This window comes from Maritalea sp. S77 (assembly GCF_049801075.1).
In the GTDB taxonomy this organism is placed as follows: domain Bacteria; phylum Pseudomonadota; class Alphaproteobacteria; order Rhizobiales; family Devosiaceae; genus Maritalea.
The window spans coordinates 253380-269045 of record NZ_JBNAGG010000001.1; the positions used below are offsets into that span (position 1 = coordinate 253380).

13 protein-coding genes are annotated in these 15666 nt (G+C 51.0%); 11 read left to right on the top strand and 2 right to left on the bottom strand.

Translation table 11 applies throughout. The annotated features are described in order from the left end of the window. The first annotated feature begins 4 nt into the window (after nt 1-4). From ACP15Y_RS01245 to ACP15Y_RS01265, 5 genes are read left to right on the top strand one after another with little or no spacing between them, the layout of a single operon-like run. The gene (locus ACP15Y_RS01245) at nt 5-1339 is read left to right on the top strand and encodes a pyruvate dehydrogenase complex dihydrolipoamide acetyltransferase (protein WP_424981200.1); all 1335 of its coding nucleotides are present in this window, start codon (nt 5-7) and stop codon (nt 1337-1339) included. Nucleotides 1340-1356: 17 nt separating this feature from the next. Then, nucleotides 1357-1995: an SGNH/GDSL hydrolase family protein gene (locus tag ACP15Y_RS01250; RefSeq protein WP_424981201.1), complete on the top strand. Its 639-nt coding sequence runs from the start codon at nt 1357-1359 to the stop codon at nt 1993-1995. A gap of 23 nt (nt 1996-2018) precedes the next feature. Next, on the top strand, nt 2019-3470 hold the full coding sequence (lpdA, locus tag ACP15Y_RS01255; RefSeq protein WP_424981202.1) for a dihydrolipoyl dehydrogenase: 1452 nt from the start codon (nt 2019-2021) through the stop codon (nt 3468-3470). Between the two features lie 48 nt (nt 3471-3518). Further along, complete coding sequence (gene lipA / locus ACP15Y_RS01260) at nt 3519-4475, top strand: lipoyl synthase (protein WP_424981203.1); 957 nt, start codon at nt 3519-3521, stop codon at nt 4473-4475. 8 nt (nt 4476-4483) lie between these two features. Then, nucleotides 4484-4921, top strand: coding sequence for a type II toxin-antitoxin system RatA family toxin (locus ACP15Y_RS01265; protein ID WP_424981204.1), 438 nt, complete (start codon nt 4484-4486; stop codon nt 4919-4921). Here the strand turns inward: ACP15Y_RS01265 and ACP15Y_RS01270 are convergent. Together ACP15Y_RS01270 and ACP15Y_RS01275 are read right to left on the bottom strand one after the other, a co-directional pair. Beyond that, a complete protein-coding gene (locus ACP15Y_RS01270; protein WP_424981205.1) occupies nt 4909-5412 on the bottom strand; it encodes a CinA family protein in 504 nt (167 codons plus the stop codon). The genes ACP15Y_RS01265 and ACP15Y_RS01270 overlap by 13 nt on opposite strands. 3 nt (nt 5413-5415) lie before the next feature. Continuing rightward, nucleotides 5416-6609 (bottom strand): bifunctional 2-C-methyl-D-erythritol 4-phosphate cytidylyltransferase/2-C-methyl-D-erythritol 2,4-cyclodiphosphate synthase, encoded by a 1194-nt coding sequence (locus ACP15Y_RS01275; RefSeq protein ID WP_424981206.1) that lies wholly within the window; start codon nt 6607-6609, stop codon nt 5416-5418. Nucleotides 6610-6799: 190 nt separating this feature from the next. Between ACP15Y_RS01275 and dusB the strand changes: the two genes are divergently transcribed. The 6 genes from dusB (at nt 6800) to trkA (ending at nt 15663) form a co-directional block, all read left to right on the top strand. After that, on the top strand, nt 6800-7801 hold the full coding sequence (dusB, locus tag ACP15Y_RS01280) for a tRNA dihydrouridine synthase DusB (protein ID WP_424981207.1): 1002 nt from the start codon (nt 6800-6802) through the stop codon (nt 7799-7801). Continuing rightward, nucleotides 7798-8913, top strand: a complete 1116-nt coding sequence (locus ACP15Y_RS01285; RefSeq protein WP_424981208.1) for a two-component system sensor histidine kinase NtrB — start codon at nt 7798-7800, stop codon at nt 8911-8913. Before dusB ends, ACP15Y_RS01285 begins: the two co-directional genes overlap by 4 nt. Continuing rightward, a complete protein-coding gene (ntrC, locus tag ACP15Y_RS01290; RefSeq protein WP_424981209.1) occupies nt 8906-10363 on the top strand; it encodes a nitrogen regulation protein NR(I) in 1458 nt (485 codons plus the stop codon). The genes ACP15Y_RS01285 and ntrC overlap by 8 nt, the downstream gene beginning before the upstream one ends. A gap of 144 nt (nt 10364-10507) precedes the next feature. Next, nucleotides 10508-12814: an ATP-binding protein gene (locus ACP15Y_RS01295; RefSeq protein ID WP_424981210.1), complete on the top strand. Its 2307-nt coding sequence runs from the start codon at nt 10508-10510 to the stop codon at nt 12812-12814. Beyond that, nucleotides 12814-14193 (top strand): sigma-54-dependent transcriptional regulator, encoded by a 1380-nt coding sequence (locus ACP15Y_RS01300; protein ID WP_424981211.1) that lies wholly within the window; start codon nt 12814-12816, stop codon nt 14191-14193. The genes ACP15Y_RS01295 and ACP15Y_RS01300 overlap by 1 nt, the downstream gene beginning before the upstream one ends. A gap of 93 nt (nt 14194-14286) precedes the next feature. Next, nucleotides 14287-15663: a Trk system potassium transporter TrkA gene (gene trkA / locus ACP15Y_RS01305; RefSeq protein ID WP_424981212.1), complete on the top strand. Its 1377-nt coding sequence runs from the start codon at nt 14287-14289 to the stop codon at nt 15661-15663. Nucleotides 15664-15666 lie beyond the last annotated feature (3 nt).

Sequence of the window (15666 nt, forward strand, 5' to 3'; positions counted from 1 at the left end):
TGGGATGACAATCAATATTACGATGCCCGCGCTTTCGCCCACCATGGAAGAAGGCAATTTGGCAAAATGGCTGGTGAAAGAAGGTGACACGGTTTCTGCGGGCGATGTGATCGCGGAAATTGAAACCGACAAAGCCACCATGGAAGTGGAAAGCATTGACGAAGGCACTGTTGGTAAAATCTTCGTTGAAGAGGGCGCGCAGAACGTCAAGGTCAACAGCGTGATTGCAGTGTTGTTGGAAGAAGGCGAAAGCGCCGACGATATTCCTTCAGACGCTGAATCTTCATCTGCTGCACCTAAAGAGGAAAAAGCAGAGGCGAAGGCCGAAGAGAAGCCTGCGGCCAAAGAAGAAGCTAAGGCCGAACCTAAGGCTGAGTCTGCACCCGCGCCTCAAGCTGCACCGAAGAAAGACGGAGAGCGTCAGTTCGCGTCACCTTTGGCGCGGCGTTTGGCCAAGGAAAACAGCATTGATTTGGGTGTTGTCGTGGGCTCTGGTCCGAAAGGCCGTGTGGTCAAGCGTGACATCGAAAAAGTGTTGCGCGAAGGCATTCCGCAAGCTGCCCCAGCAGCTCAACAAGGTGCGCAATTGGCGACAGGTATGTCTGACGCACAGGTGACGGCGCTTTATGAAGAGGGTACTTATGATGCCGTGCCGAATGACGGCATGCGCAAAACGATTGCTGCCCGTCTAACGGAAGCTAAGCAAACTGTACCGCACTTCTATCTCTCAATGGATTGCAAGCTGGATAATCTTTTGGAGGCGCGTGCGAACATTAATGCGCAGGCCAAAAAAGATGAAAACGGCAAGCCACAGTACAAACTGTCTGTGAATGATTTCATCGTGAAAGCATGGGCGATTGCGTTGCAACAGATCCCAACGGCAAATGCCACTTGGGCGGGCGAAAGCACCTTGTTGCATCACCATTCAGACGTGGCCGTTGCGGTTGCGGTGCCTGGCGGCTTGTTCACACCCGTTGTGAAAAAGGCTGAAGAGAAGAGCTTGCGCCAGATTTCTGAAGAGGTGAAAGATTTCGCCAAACGCGCCAAATCGAAGAAGTTGGCACCGCATGAATATCAAGGCGGTTCAACAGCGGTTTCAAATTTGGGCATGTTTGGCATTACAAACTTTTCTGCAGTCATCAACCCACCACACGGCACAATTTTGGCCATCGGCGCGGGTGAAGAACGAGTGGTTGTAGAAGATGGCGAGATTACAGTCGCTAACTTTATGACCGTGACCTTGTCTTGTGACCACCGGTCTGTTGACGGAGCACTGGGCGCGGAAGTGCTTGGCGTGTTCAAATCGTTGATTGAAAATCCGGTGATGATGTTGGCCTAGGGCCATGATTGGACGTTATGAAGAACATTCTTGCCTACGGTGATTCACTGACTTGGGGATATGATGCGGCGAGTGAAGCGCGGCATCCGTTGGAGGTGCGTTGGCCGAGTGTGTTGGCTGGCGGGCTGAATATGCCTGTGCAGATGATTGCTGAAGGCTTGAATGGCCGAACTACGGTTTTTGACGATTACTCAGCGGCATCCGAGCGAAATGGTGCGAAGATGCTGCCGAGTGTTTTGGCAACGCATGAGCCGCTTGACCTTGTGATCATGATGCTGGGCACAAACGATATGCGCCCGCATATTTGCGGCAATGCTGCTGGGTCGGCAGCGGGCATTGGTCGGCTAATATCGATTGTCAAAACGTTTCCCTACAAGTCCTACCATGCAGTGCCGCGCATTTTAGTTGTCTCACCGCCGCTTGCGGAGCGCGGCGGCGACAAGTTTGCCAATCACGTGATGCAGGGGGCCTCTAGCCTTTCGCGGCAATATGCCGATGCCTACAAATTGGTGGCAGATGAACATGACGTTGCATTTTTGGATGCGGCGAAATTTGTGGATCCCGATCCGATGGATGGGTTCCATTTAGACCAGGAAAATACAATAAAACTGGGCAAAGCGCTTATCCCTATGGTGAGTGAACTTTTGGCCGAATAAAGCTTTGATGAAAGGCAATTCCCATGTCAGATAAATCGGCAAATCAATATGATCTGATCGTAATTGGTGGTGGACCAGGCGGCTATGTCGCGGCCATTCGTGCGTCACAATTGGGCATGAAGGTGGGCGTTGTCGAACGCGAGCATATGGCGGGCATCTGCTCTAACTGGGGATGTATCCCAACCAAAGCGCTTTTGCGCAGTGCGGAAATCTATTCGCACATGGGCCACGCCAAAGATTATGGCCTTAAAGCTACAGAATTTGATTTTGAAATTTCGGACGTTGTGAAACGTTCGCGTCAGATTGCTGCACGTATGAACAATGGTGTGTCGTTCTTGATGAAGAAAAACAAGATCGACATTATTTGGGGCGAAGCGAAACTGAAAAAGGGTGGAGAAGTCGAAGTAGGGCCTTCCACCAAGAAGGTTATGGAGCCGAGCGTTCCTGCGCCAAAAGGTGTGTTGCCGCATGGTAACTACAAAGCCAAACACATTATCGTCGCCACCGGTGCACGTCCGCGGATTTTGCCGGGTATTGAGCCGGATGGTAAAAACATCTGGACTTATTTCGAGGCGCTTGTGCCGCAAGATATGCCTAAATCCGTTCTGGTGATGGGTTCTGGCGCGATTGGCATCGAGTTTGCGAGCTTCTATGCCTCAATGGGCGCAGAAGTGACGGTTGTTGAATTGCTGCCGCAAATCATGCCGGTGGAAGATAAAGAGATTTCTGCCCATGCCCGTAAGCGCTTTGAGAAGCGTGGCATCAAGATTTTGACTGAAGCGAAGGTTGCCAAAGTTGAAAATGGTAGTGATGGCGTGACAGCGCACATTGAGTTGAAAGACGGCCGGAAAGAGACCATTGAGGCTGAAAAACTGATTTCTGCCGTTGGCGTGCAAGCCAATGTTGAAAATATCGGGCTTGAAGACGTTGGCGTGAAAACCGATCGTGGCTTTATCGTCACCGATGGATATTGCAAAACCAATATTGATGGTGTTTACGCGATTGGCGATGTGGCAGGTCCACCAATGTTGGCGCACAAGGCAGAGCATGAAGGTGTGCTTTGCGTTGAGAAAATTGCTGGCATGAACATCCACCCAATGGAGAAAAACCAGATTCCTGGTTGTACCTATTGTGAACCACAAGTGGCTTCAGTGGGGCTGACGGAAGATGCAGCGAAGAAAACTGGACGTGAGATTCGCGTGGGTCGGTTCCCATTTGTGGGCAATGGTAAGGCGATTGCATTGGGTGAGCCAGATGGATTAGTGAAAACCATTTTTGATGCGAAAACGGGCGAATTGCTTGGCGCGCATATGGTTGGCGCAGAAGTGACCGAGCTTATTCAGGGCTTTGTGGTGGCGATGAACCTCGAAACCACTGAGGAAGAGTTGATGCACACCATCTTCCCACACCCCACATTGTCCGAAATGATGAAAGAGAGCGTACTTGACGCCTATGATCGCGCCCTCAATATATAGGGCATAACAAACGGCCCATAGAAGGCCAAACGGGTTTAAGGATTTATCATGGTTACATTGCTGGACACGACGAAACGGGCAAAAGCTGAAGTGCGGCACCCGGAAAAAGCGCACAGACCAGACAATGAGGTGTTGCGCAAGCCGGAATGGATTCGCGTAAAAGCACCTGGTTCTAAAGGGTACAATGAAACCCGCAAGATCGTGAAAGACAATTCGATTGTCACGGTTTGTGAGGAAGCAGGTTGCCCAAACATTGGCGAGTGCTGGGATAAAAAGCACGCCACCATGATGATTATGGGTGAAATTTGTACCCGTGCGTGTGCATTTTGCAATGTGCGCACGGGTCTGCCCACGCAACTCGATCCGCGCGAGCCTGAAAATGTGGCCAATACGGTGAAAACCCTAGGGTTGAATCATGTGGTGATCACTTCAGTTGACCGCGATGATTTGATTGATGGTGGCGCACAACATTTTGTGGATGTGATCCAAGCGGTGCGTGAAGCGTCGCCTAAAACCACCATCGAAATATTGACGCCAGACTTTTTGCGCAAAGAAGGCGCTTTGGAAAATGTGGTGGCGGCGAAGCCGGATGTGTTCAACCACAATCTGGAAACAGTGCCTTCAAACTATCTGACAGTTCGTCCAGGTGCACGCTATTTCCACTCCATTCGCCTGCTGCAAAAGGTGAAAGAGATCGATCCGCAAATGTTCACCAAGTCCGGCATAATGGTTGGATTGGGTGAAGAGCGGAACGAAGTGCTGCAATTGATGGATGATCTGCGCGTTGCTGACGTGGATTTCTTGACCATTGGCCAGTATTTGCAGCCGACACGCAAGCACCACAAGGTGCATCGCTTCGTTACGCCTGACGAGTTCAAAGCCTTTGAGCGCATCGCTTACACAAAAGGGTTCTTGATGGTGTCATCTTCACCTCTTACTCGTTCATCACACCATGCGGGTGATGATTTTGAGAAGTTGCGCAAAGCACGTGAAGCTAAAAAGTAAGCTGATTTATGACTAAGATCGCCTTTGATCGGCATGTGCCTTATTCGCCAGAGCAAATGTTTGACTTGGTGGCTGATTTGCGGCGCTATCCTGCCTTTGTGCCAAATTGCTCGAACATGCAGGTGCGCCCCGCCAATGCGGATGACAATTGTTACGCGCGTATGGGCATCAGCTTTGGTCCGATTTCGCAGGATTATGAAAGCCTGGTTGAGTTTGATCGCGCCAATATGCGGATCACGGCAACGGCGGTGGATGGACCGTTTTCGCACCTTAATTCAGTGTGGAGCTTTCTGCCTGAAGGTGCAGGCACACATGTTCAGTTCAATGTGGACTTCAAGCTCTCAAACCGCTTGATCGCAGCCGTTGCCGAACCACTATTTGCGACGAAGCAAGAAGAGATTATGGATGCGTTTGTTCAGCGTGCAGGTGAACTTTACGGCAATTGACGCTGGTCGAGCCGTGCCAAGACAAGGGTGAGGGCCACGCGCACAGTTTCTTCGCGCACTTCGTCCCGTTCCATTTCTTTGAAATTGCGAACGATGTGGCACGAGCCATCTTCATCAGCACAGGCGAAATGAACCAGACCTACTGGTTTTTCCGGCGATCCGCCGCCAGGCCCTGCGATGCCGGTGACCGAAACAGAAATTGTGGCGCCGGATATGCGTTGCGCGCCCTCTGCCATGGCGCAGGCCACCTCTTTCGACACAGCGCCTACTTCCTCAATAAGGTGCGCGGGCACGCCCAACATTTGAGTTTTGGCCTCGTTTGAATACGTGACATAGCCGCCGAATACAGCTTCGGAGGAGCCAGGCACGGAGGTGAGGGCGCCGGAGATTAGGCCACCTGTGCAACTTTCTGCCGTGGCAAGTGTGGCTTGTTTGGCGATTAATTGCTCAATTGTGATTTGCGCAAGGTGCAGCACATCATCTTCAAGCATATTCTATTCCTTTACTGGCACCTCAATGGTGACCGCCGCTTGCGCCGCAATGCCTTCCTTGCGGCCTGTAAACCCGAGTTGCTCTGTTGTTGTGGCCTTCACAGAGACTCGAGACATTGAAACTTCAGCAATTTGAGCGATGCGCTGGCGCATCTTTTCGCAATGCGGCCCGATTTTGGGGGCTTCGCAGATCAGTGTCAAATCTAAATGTACAAGGCGGCCGCCGCGGTCTTTTAAACGTGACACGGCATGTTCAAGAAAAATAGCGGAATCGGCTTGGTGCCATTCCATTTCACTTGGTGGGAAATGTTGGCCGATATCGCCATCCGCCATCGCGCCATAAAGCGCATCGGTTAGCGTGTGTAGTCCCACATCAGCGTCTGAGTGGCCTTTTAGCTTGGCGATATGTGGAATTTGGATGCCACCGAGTGTGACATGGTCACCTTGCTCAAAAGCGTGTACGTCAAATCCGCTGCCCACGCGTGTTTCCATTTGTTGCGACAAGGCCATCTCCGCTCTTTGAAAATCTGCTGGAATGGTAATTTTGAAATTATCTGGATCGCCTTCAATGACTTTCACATTCATGCCGGCCCATTCAGCAATAGATGCATCGTCGGTGAAAACTGTAGCTGCAGTTGTCGCTGCTTGGTGGGCGTCAAAAATGGCGTCAAACTGAAAGGTTTGGGGTGTTTGTGCCAAAAAGTGTAGGGACCGATCCAGTGTACGGTGCACCAAACCGCTAGAGCCTACTTGCTTAAGCGTATCTGTTACGGGTAAGGCCGGTAGTGCCCCGCCAAATTGTATGGCCGCATCTATGCACTCATCGATCGTTTTGTTGGCGACGAAAGGCCGTGCTGCATCATGGATGAGCACAATGTCCGGTTTCTGTTCCGCAGTGCTTAAAGCTTTCAGGCCGTTGAATACGGATGCTTGGCGCTCAGAACCGCCCAAAATGGGAGAGGCCAATTTGGGATGCTCGATTGCCAGTTCATCGAACAGACTTTGATGGTCGCTACTGATGACAGGCAAGACAATATCTACTGAATTTGAAGTGAGAAATGCGCTTATCGTGCGCGACAATACCGGCACGCTAGCAATAGGCTGATATTGCTTTGGTCGCGCAGTATGCTGGCCCATACGTTGGCCGGAGCCCGCAGCAACAATGATTACGGCAACATGCTGATTTTGGCGTGTCATATTCCATCCCGAAATGTGTGCAATTGGGTTTAGCCGTGATGTGAATGTTAGGCAAGGGGGCGCGTGGTGCGAGACCATGTGACGTCCCATTGAACTGCATTTGATTGAAAAAACAGCAAAATGGTTGCAAAAACACGTTTCGCTGTCTATAAATTAGGCAAATAGGTAAGCTGCTTAAAAAATGAGCGAAATGCTAAATTCCATTAAAATTGGCAACCACATATTTCCAAACAATGCGTTTCTTGCGCCTCTTTCTGGCATTACAGATAAGAGCTTTCGCACGATTGCCGGGCGCTTTGGTGCAGGCATGGTTGTGTCTGAGATGATCGCGAGCGCGGCCTTGACCAATGGGCATAAAGATATGGCACGGCGATTGGGGCGGCCTGAAAAGTTGCCGCACATCGTTCAACTTGCCGGATGTGAACCGCAATGGTTGGCGGAAGGCGCGCGCATTGCTGAAGATGCAGGTGCCGACATTATCGATATCAATATGGGCTGCCCGTCAAAGCGCGTCACCAATGGATATGCTGGCTCAGCTTTGATGCGGGTGCCAGACAAAGCCGTTGAAATCATTGAGGCTGTAGTGCAGGCCACGAGCAAACCAGTCACGCTTAAGATGCGTTTGGGCTGGAATGATGAAAATCTGAATGCGCCACAATTGGCCAAGGCGGCCGAGGATTGCGGCGTTCAAATGGTGACAGTGCATGGCCGCACGCGTCAGCAATTTTACAAAGGCAATGCCCGCTGGTCGCCAGTGCGCAAGGTGGTAGATGCCGTTTCTGTGCCCGTGGTTGTGAATGGCGATATTGTTGACTTGGCTGCGGCGCGTCGTGCGCTTGGAGAGTCAGGCGCGCAAGCGGTGATGATTGGACGTGGCGCACAGGGGCAACCATGGCTTGTGGGGCAGGTGGGTGATGCACTGGCAGGACGTCCTCAGATTGCTGCGCCAGAAGGCAGAGACCGTTTGGCTTTAATTCTTGAACATTATGAAATGATGATTGAGGAATATGGCGAGCATCTCGGCATACGTTGCGCCCGCAAACATTTGGGCTGGTATCTCGATGTTTTAGAGGTTGAAGGCGCGCAAATTGATAAGGTGTTGCGCAAGCAATTGCTTACTGCTGACAATAGTGGCGACGTGCCGGGTATTTTGCGCTCGATTTTTGATCAGATGGAGGCGCAAGCTGCATGAGCCCCACATCGATTGAATTGGCCCACGCCGCATTTCAGGCCATCGCCCATCCGATTTTGATTTGCGATGCGGACAATAAGATCATTATGGCCAATTATGCGGCACAAGACTTTTTCTCCACGTCAGAAAGTCGCTTAAAGCGCCAGCGCGTTGACGATTTGGTCGCGCCATCCTCTCCGCTGCTCAATTTGCTCGACCGAGTTCGAGGACGGGACGCGGGCTCTCGTGAACATCGCATTCCCATCTCGAACATAAATATGCCGGAAGAACGGTTAGTCGACGCTCATGCCACGCCGATGACCAATGATTCCAGCCTAACTGTCATGACATTGATTGAGCGGACGATGGCCGACAAAATCGATAAGCAGCTGACTGCGCGCGGCGCTGCGCGGTCTGTGATCGGCCTGGCTGCTATGTTGGCGCATGAGATCAAAAACCCGCTTTCTGGAATTAAGGGCGCCGCTCAATTGCTGGAGCAATCCGCAGAAGAGAAAGATCAACCTTTGGCGCGCTTGGTGCAGGAGGAAGTTGCTCGGATTGTAAAACTGGTGGATCGCATGGAGGAGTTTGGCGATGAGCGTCAGCCTGAGTTCACCTCCGTAAACATCCACGAAGTTTTGAATCATGTTGAGTTGATTGCGCAAAATGGATTTGCCAAGGGCACGATCATTTCCAAGCATTTTGACCCGTCATTGCCGCCTGTGCTGGGCAATTGGGATCAGTTGGTTCAAATCTACCTCAACCTGTTCAAGAACGCCGCTGAAGCTATTTCAAACCAGGATAAAGGCGAGATTGTCGTGCGCACAGCATATCGTCCCGGCATTTCTATCGGTATTCCCGGTTCTGGCAATCGCTTGTCGCTGCCGCTGGAGATTTGCGTTGAGGATAATGGCGGTGGGATATCAGAAGATATGTTGCCGCATATTTTCGACCCTTTCGTGACGTCGAAACAGACCGGCGGCGGACTTGGTCTCGCTTTGGTGGCCAAACTTGTGGGAGTTCATGGTGGCATTGTCGATGCGGATAGCCACGGTGGGCGCACCATCATGCGCACTTTGCTGCCTGTGGCGAAGCCGAAACGCAACAAAAAGAAGGTGAAGGCCGATGAGTGAGCGCACAATTCTGGTTGCAGATGATGATGCTTCCATTCGAATGGTCTTGAGCCAGGCATTGACACGTGCGGATTATGAAGTGTTTCCCATGAGCAATCTTTCGACCATGTGGAACTATGTGGCGCGAGGGGATGGTGACTTGTTGATCACTGATGTGATGATGCCTGATGGCAGTGCGTTCGATATTCTGCCCCGCATTAAGAAAGCACGCCCTGACCTACCAATAATCGTGATGAGTGCGCAGAATACCTTTATGACTGCGGTGCGGGCTAGCGAGGCAGGGGCGTTTGAATATCTGCCAAAGCCATTTGATTTGGCTGAATTGACCGCGACGGTCGCTAAAGCGCTGGCGGAGCGCGACAGCCAGAAGAAAAAAGACTTGGCGGCCACTGCGCCTAAAGACGAAGAAATGCCGCTGGTGGGGCGTTCTGGGCCGATGCAAGAGGTGTATCGGACCATGGCGAGGCTTATCCAGACCGATTTGACGGTGATGATTTCGGGTGAAAGTGGCACTGGTAAGGAAGTTGTGGCACGTGCGTTGCATGATTTCGGCAAGCGCAAAGGTGGACCATTTAACGCGATCAACATGGCCGCAATTCCACAAGATTTGATCGAATCTGAACTATTCGGTCACGAGAAAGGAGCGTTCACTGGTGCACATGGTCGATCGATTGGCCATTTTGAACGTGCTGCGGGTGGCACGCTATTTCTGGATGAGATTGGTGATATGCCCATGGCGGCACAAACGCGGCTTTTGCGCGTGTTGCAAGAGGGGGAATTCACCCGGGTGGGTGGCCGTGACACAATTGAGACTGACGTGCGGATTGTTGCCGCAACTCACCGTGATCTACAACAAATGATCCGCCAAGGACTATTCCGGGAAGATTTGTTTTATCGCTTGAATGTGGTGCAGCTGCACATGCCTGCCTTGCGGGAGCGTCGGGATGATGTGGCAGATTTGGCACAGCATTTTGCACAGAAGTTTGCGCAAGAGGGGGAGCCTGTAAAGGCCTTTGAGAAGGAAGCGCTTGATCTGCTGCGTCAGCACAATTGGCCGGGCAATGTGCGCGAATTAGAGAATTTGGTGCAGCGCTTTGTGGCGCTTTACCCTGATGAGGTTATTTCTGCAGAAACGGTGCGGCAAGAACTGAGTGTTGGCGAAGCAGTGCCTCAGGTGAACGTATCGGCGGGCCAAGCGAACGATCTCGCTGGTATGGTCGAGCGTTTTCTGATGTCGCAATTTACCCAAGCGCAGCCTGAATTGCCTCCAAATGGGCTTTATCAACGCATGATTGATGAAATTGAAGTCCCGCTTTTAGAAATTGCTCTAAATAATTGTAATGGAAACCAAATCAGAGCCTCGGAACTGCTCGGATTGAACCGCAATACACTGCGCAAGAAACTGCAACTGCATGACATTCAGATAACCAAACATGGCAGTGGGCGATAAGTCGCTGTAACATTTTTGCCACAAGAGTCTTGCTTCGCGGGCTGTTTTGGGTCTACCTATTGATAAATATGTCACAGTTTGACCGCAATAGTGCGCTATTGCGCTCGAGCAATTGATCCTTTTGTAACGCTTAGGTCGCTTTTTGTGAACGAAACCGCTCAGCCTAAAATCAAACAATTATCGTTGCGGCAAAACCGGGCGTTACGCATCTTTGGCGTTTTGCTTGTTCTTGCCTCAGTGGTGAGTGCGGTGATTTCGTTTTTGATATTAACGGGCGCAACCGCCATCGAACCAGAGCCAAGTGTATGGACATTAATCTGGTTGATCAATGCGGTTTTGGTGCTTCTCGTTATTGCTCTGTTGATCACTGAAGGTTTCCTGCTGGTCAGGGCGCGGGTTTCAAAGCAGGCCGGGTCTGGTTTGCATGTGCGTCTCGTGGGCATGTTTGCCATCGCTGCTGCTGTGCCTGCCTTTATTGTGGCCCTGATCGCCACCTTTGCGCTTAATCAGGGCCTCGACCACTGGTTCTCCGAACGGTCACGCGCCATGGTGGAAAGCTCTAACCAAGTCGCGCAATCCTATTTGCAAGAACATGCCAATGTGTTGCGGAACGATATTATTGGTATTTCGAGCGAACTTGAACGTGTCTCAAATGTGTTCAACGAAAACCGCAACAATTATGTACGGATTCTGACCACATTGGCCCAAGTTCGCTCTTTGCCCCATGTTTATATATTGAACGGTAATAGCGAAATTGTTGAGCGTGCTAGGATCAATACTGCAGGCACGCCGCCAGAGTTGCCGGAAGATTTGTTGGTAGGCGTCGATGAGAACAATATTTCGTTGATCCGACCCGGTCAGCGCTTTTCATTTGTTGGTGGTGTGATCAAGCTTGAAAACTATCCAAATCACTATTTGTTCGTGGCACGGGGCGTTGAGGCAGAGGTGCTGGAATATATGCGCCTGACTGAGCAAAATGTGAATGAATATCGCGAATATGAATCCAACCGTTTAGTGTTTCAAATCACCTTTGCAATTATGTATATCGGTTTGGCGATCGTTGTGTTGCTGGCTGCTGTTTGGGTCGGCATTTATTTGGCAAACCGATTGGTGGCGCCTATTCGAAACTTGATGATAGCGTCAAACCGTGTCTCTGCTGGTGATCTGAATGTGAGGGTGCCGACGCGCGGCACCACGGGCGACATGCGCGATTTGTCGGCACGTTTTAATCGGATGACGTCGCAGCTTTCGGACCAGCATGGTGCGTTGATCTCTGCCAATGAAACCATCGACCAGCGGCGGCAATTTACTGAGGCGGTTTTGGAAGGCGTGTCAGCAGGTATCATTGGCCTTGATCCTGAGGGGCTTGTTACCATCGTGAATGGACGTGCGTCGGCGATATTTGAAGCTGACGAAAAGGCTCTTATTGGCGCTTCATTGCATGATGTTGCTCTTGAATTGGGGGCCATCTTCGATCAAGCGCAAAAGAATAGATCTGGGCAGATTCAAGAGCAGATTGTTTTGACAAACCGTCCAGGTGAAGAGCGAACTTACCAAGTGCGGATTACGCGAGAGGGCAATGTCGAAAGCTCGAAAGGTTATGTGATCACGCTTGACGATATTTCGGATTTGATTGCGGCGCAGCGGACCAGCGTGTGGGCTGATGTGGCGCGCCGCATCGCCCATGAAATCAAAAATCCTCTGACGCCTATTCAGCTTTCTGCGGAGCGGTTGCGTCGTCGCTATAAGGATAAATTGGCGGATGATTATGAGGTGTTCGACAAATGTACGAACACAATTGTGCGTCAAGTTGGTGATATTGGTCGCATGGTGGACGAGTTTTCCACTTTTGCGCGGATGCCTTCGGCCAGTTTTGAACAAAGTGATTTGGGCGAGACTGTGCGACAGGCGGTGTTCTCCGAAGGCGTGCGTCATCCAGAAATTGCAATGCACACCAAGATTCCCGAAGGTAATTTGATCGCGCAGTTTGATGATCGGCTGATGTCGCAGGTTTTAACGAATCTCATCAAGAACGCTGCCGAGGCTATTGAAACTGAAATCGCGGATATCAAAACACCGATGATTAAGGTCGCCATTGATGATTTGGGAGATGAATTCCAAATCAAAGTGATCGACAATGGTAAGGGCTGGCCCAACGAAAATCGATTGCGTCTGTTGGAGCCCTATAACACGACACGTGACAAGGGGACTGGTCTTGGGTTGGCCATTGTTTCAAAGATTGTTGAACAGCATGACGGACGCGTCGAACTGCTGGATGCAGATGCTGATGCGCAAGGTCGAGTAGGGGCTGTTTTCGCATTTACCCTACCAAAAGTGCAAAAAGGTGATCATGTCGCGATTGTCGCCACAAACTCGCCAGAAAAAAAGAACAAACCGCACATCATTGGTCAAACCGAACCAACTGATCAAAAAGTGAAGGGAACAGCCTAATGGCACTGGATGTGCTCATCGTGGACGATGAGGAGGATATTCGCGATCTTATTGCGGGTATTTTGGAGGATGAAGGATATGAAACACGCATCGCTCATGATGCGGATTCGGCGTTGCAGGCAATTGAGAGCCGTCGCCCTAATCTGGTGTTTCTCGATATCTGGATGCAAGGCTCCCGCCTAGATGGTTTGCAGTTGCTGGACGCGTTGATGGAACGTCACAGTGATTTGCCTGTGGTGATGATTTCTGGCCACGGCAATGTTGAAACTGCAGTGTCGGCCATTCGCCGTGGCGCCTATGACTACATTGAAAAGCCTTTCAAGATGGATCGTCTGTTGCTCGTGGCCAAGCGAGCCATGGAGACTGATCGGTTGAAATCAGAAGTTGAAGATTTGCGACAGCGTTCGGGCGTGGCGCATGCACAACTGGTTGGCCAATCAGCCGCACTTGCGAATATTCGCACCCAAATTGAACGGTGTGCGCCGACCAATAGTCGTGTGTTTTTCGCCGGGCCAGCAGGTACAGGCAAAGGACTTTGTGCGCGACAATTGCATGATCAATCTCACCGCGCAGATGCGCCCTTCATTGAAGTGAAGCTGGCGATGCTGAACGTTGATGAAATGTCAGAAACGCTGTTCGGCAAGGAAGTGTTGAGCGAAGGTGGAAAGACGATCGTCAGTGGCGCATTTGAACGTGCCCATGGGGGCACTTTGTTCTTGTCTGAAATTGAGTTTCTACCGCCAGAAATTCAAACGAATTTGCTGCGCGCTTTGGTGGAAAATAAGTTTCAACGGGTCAATGGCGAACACAATGTGGCTGTTGATGTTCGGGTTCTTTCTTCCTGTTCGTCCAACATTAAGCAAATGGTGGAAGCGCAGCGGTTCCGCAGCGATCTATTTCACCGTTTGGCCGTTATTCCACTTAATGTGCCGGCCCTGAAAGAGCGGCGCGAAGACATCCCGCCGCTTGTTACCCAATTGCTGCATTTGATCGCGAACAATCACAACATCAAGAACCTAAAAGTTGCCGATGATGCGATGGCCGTGTTGCAGGCGCAGGAGTGGCCTGGTAACGCGCGGCAATTGCGCAATTCATTGGAACGCTTGATTATTTTGCATCGAGATAGCTTGCCAGAGAATGGTGAAATCACTGCCACGATGCTGCCGAGTGATATTGGCGAAGTTCTGCCAACTGTTGGTGATGACGAATCGAGCGCGCATTTGATGTCTTTGCCATTGCGAGAAGCGCGTGAGGTGTTTGAACGGCAATATTTGACTGCACAAATTGAGCGGTTTGGCGGCAATATTTCCAAAACTGCAGAATTTGTTGGGATGGAACGCAGTGCCCTGCACCGCAAGCTAAAATCACTTGGATTGTAAAAATTGATCTTGCCCGTGTTGCAATGCGGGGCTTGTAATTTTTGGCGTAGCGCGGCACACATAAATGAGCTGATTTAGCAAAAGGGCTTTTTTATGCGCGTGATTATTTCCGGTGCAGGACAAGTGGGCTACGGCATCGCCGAACGTTTGTCGCAAGAAGGCATTGAAGTCACAGTTATCGACAGCAATGCCGAATTGGTGCAGCGGGTACGCGATACATTAGATGCCCGTGGCATTCATGGGCACGGCTCGCATCCGGAAATTTTGGCGCAGGCAGGCGCGCGCGAGGCTGATATGCTGATCGCGGTGACGCAGGTTGATGAAGTCAATATGACGGCCTGCCAAGTGGCACACTCCATTTTTGATGTGCCGATCCGTATTGCCCGTATTCGGGCGCAGAATTATCTGCGCTCTGAGTTTTCGAACCTATTTGCCCGCGATCATTTGCCAATCGATGTGATCATTTCACCTGAAGTGGAAGTGGGCGAGTTGATTTTGCAACGGATGGCCTATCCCGGCGCAAGTGACATCGTGTCCTTCGATGATGATCAGGTTTTGGTGCTGAGTGTTCCGGTTGCGGAAGATTGCGCCATTATCGACACGCCTTTGCATCAACTCACAGAACTGTTTCCTAATCTGCAAGCCATGGTGATGGGCGTGATTCGAGATGGTGAGATGATTGCCTTGAAGTCGGAAGACTTCATGATGGCTGGCGACGAAGCAATTGTGAGCGTGGCCAAAGATCAGGTGAACCGCGTTTTGGCTATGTTTGGCCGCAAGGAAGAACTGCCGGATAAGGTGGTGATCGCAGGTGCTGGCAATGTCGGCCAATATGTGGCGCGGCGGCTGGAAGAAAGCCGCAATGATATCTCGGTTCGGTTGATCGAAACCAATCGCGTAAAGGCGCAGCAGGCGGCCGAAAAGCTTGAGAAATCAATCGTTGTATATGGCTCCACGCTGAATGATGAAATCATGCGCGAAGTTGGAATTGAACAGTGCCAAATGTTTTTGGGGCTGACCAATGATGATGAAACCAACATTCTTTCTTGCGTATTGGCCAGTGAAATGGGCGGCGCGACCACAATCGCATTGGTGAACCAGGCGCAATATCCACGCTTTGCGCGGCGGCTGAATGTGGATGCGTTTCTAAACCCGCGGGCTGCTACTGTGTCCAAGATTTTGCGGCATGTGCGGCGCGGACGGATTCGCGGTGTGTATTCGCTTTACAATGGTGCGGCTGAGCTGCTCGAAGCAGAAGCGCTTGAAACTTCACCGTTGGTTGGCAAGCCTTTGAAAGAGTTTAAGTTTGGCGAGGGCGTACGCATTGGTGCGATCATTCGTGGTGGCGAAGTGCATATGCCCAATGGCGACACAAGAATTGAAGCCGGAGATCTGGTGATTGTGTTCGCATTGGCGAAGTCTGTTCGTAAAGTGGAACAAATGTTCCGCGTTAGCATCGACTTCTTCTAACAT